This is a genomic window from Blastococcus sp. SYSU DS1021 (genome assembly GCF_054050995.1).
In genome coordinates this window covers 1-2,024 of sequence record NZ_JBJHAL010000052.1, presented here as the reverse complement: position 1 = coordinate 2,024, position 2,024 = coordinate 1, and the positions used below count along the sequence as shown (strand labels likewise).

Sequence of the window (2,024 nt, the reverse complement as noted above, 5' to 3'; positions counted from 1 at the left end):
CCCCCCCCCCCCCCCCCCCCCCCCCCCCCCCCCCCCCCCCCCCCCCCCCCCCCCCCCCCCCCCCCCCCCCCCCCCCCCCACCCCCCCCCCCCCCCCCCCCCCCCCCACCCCCCCCCCCCCCCCCCCCCCCCCCCCCCCCCCCCCCCCCCCCCCCCCCCCCCCCCGCGTCAGGCGATCTCGCTGCGCTGCACTCGGACCCAGCCGGCCACCAGGGGCGCGAACAACCACAGCGCCGTCGACGTGCCGACCTGCAACCACCCCTGACCGTCGAGCTCGCCGAGGTACATCGGGCCGGTGGTCGTCGTCAGGTCCAGCCAGTCGCGCACCCAGTCCAGCGCCGCGACAGTGCTCACCAGCACGGTGAACGCGGTCGGGAGGGCGAAGTACAGGACGATCGCCAGCGGCGAGCTCAGCAGCAGCAGGCCGAAGGCGACGCCGACGAGGACGTTGAGCACCTGCACGAGCAGCACCTGGACGACCTGGTCGACGTCGACCGACCACGAGGTCGGGTCGTCGGTCAGCACCGGGGTGAGGGCTGCCGCGAGGGCCGCGGCCGCCGCGCTGGCCAGGACGCCGAGCACGCCCAGGAGCACCGCCGCCCCGAGCTTGGCGACGATCACGCGGGAGCGCTGCGGCACGAGGGCGAAGGTGGTCAGGGCCGTGCGCTGCGACCACTCACTGGTGACCAGCAGGATGCCGACCACCGGCAGCAGCAGCGCCACCGGCAGCTGGGCGGCACCCAGGTACTCGGCGAACGTCTTCTCCGGCGCCTCCCCGAAGAACAGGATGAGGCCGGGGACGACGAGGGCGAGCAGCGCCACGACCAGGAGCAGCCACGCGCCGGCGCGGGTGTCGCGAGCCTTGCGCAGCTCGACGGCGACGAGCGTGGGCAGCGAGGGGGGCGGCACCTCGACGACGGGCAGGGTCGCGGTCACGAGCGGGCCTCCTGCACCGGAGCATCGGTCGGGACGGCGGCTCCGCCGTCGCCCGCGTGGGTGAGCGAGCGGAAGAGCTCCTCCAACCCCGCGCCCGAGGCGGCCCGCAGCTCCAGGAGGGGAATGCCGGCCCGGGCTGCCGCGATCCCCACTGCCTCCGCGTCGGCGCCGGCCAGCAGGGCGCCGTCATCATCCGTCTCGACCCGGACCCCGGCCGTGGTCAGCGCTCGCTGCAGCGCCTCGCGCTCACGGGCCCGGACGACGGTGCCCGCGCCGGCCAGCAGCTGCTCCTTCGCGCCCGCAGCGACGAGCCGGCCGCCGGCGATGACGACCAACCGGTCGGCGACGGCCTCCACCTCGCGCAGCAGGTGCGAGGACAGCAGCACCGTGCCGCCGCGGTCGGCGAACCCGCGCAGCAGGCCGCGCATCCAGAAGATGCCCTCCGGGTCCAGCCCGTTGGCCGGCTCGTCGAGCACGAGCACCCGCGGGTCACCCAGCAGGGCTGCGGCTATCCCCAGACGCTGCCGCATGCCGAGGGAGTACTTGCCCACCCGCTTGCCTGCCGCCGGGCCCGCCAGCCCCACCAGCTCCAGCACCTCGGCGACCCGGGTGCGCGGGACGCCGAGGACCATGGCCGAGAGGGTGAGCACCTCGTGGCCCGTCCGCCCGGAGTGCTGTGCCCCGGCGTCGAGCAGCACACCGACCTGCCGTCCGGCGTTGGGCAGGTCGCGGTAGCGACGGCCGGCGATCGTGGCCGAACCGGCGGTCGGCTCGGCCAACCCGCACAGCGCCCGCAGCGTGGTGCTCTTGCCGGCCCCGTTCGGCCCGAGGAAGCCGGTCACGGTTCCGGGCGGGCAGCTGAAGGACACGTCGGAGACGGCCAGCTGCGTGCCGTACCTCCGGGTCAGGTTCTCGATCTCGATCACGCGCTCACCCTCGCGCGCCGGGCCCTGCGGCCACATCGGCCACGGGTCGGGAACCGGCCGACTTCCGTCGCCCCTCGGCGGGGGGGGGGGGGGGGGGGGGGGGGGGGGGGGGGGGGGGGGGCGGGGCGGGGGGGGGGGGGGGGGGGGGGGGGGGGGGGGGGGG

The 2,024-nt window shown here is 77.5% G+C and carries 2 protein-coding genes; both read right to left on the bottom strand.

What is annotated here, in order from left to right:
* Window positions 1-167: 167 nt before the first annotated feature.
* On the bottom strand, window positions 168-935 hold the full coding sequence (locus ACI8AP_RS20975) for a hypothetical protein (protein ID WP_456591310.1): 768 nt from the start codon (window positions 933-935) through the stop codon (window positions 168-170).
* A complete protein-coding gene (locus ACI8AP_RS20970; RefSeq protein WP_456591309.1) occupies window positions 932-1,861 on the bottom strand; it encodes an ABC transporter ATP-binding protein in 930 nt (309 codons plus the stop codon). The genes ACI8AP_RS20975 and ACI8AP_RS20970 overlap by 4 nt, the downstream gene beginning before the upstream one ends.
* Between the last annotated feature and the right edge of the window lie 163 nt (window positions 1,862-2,024).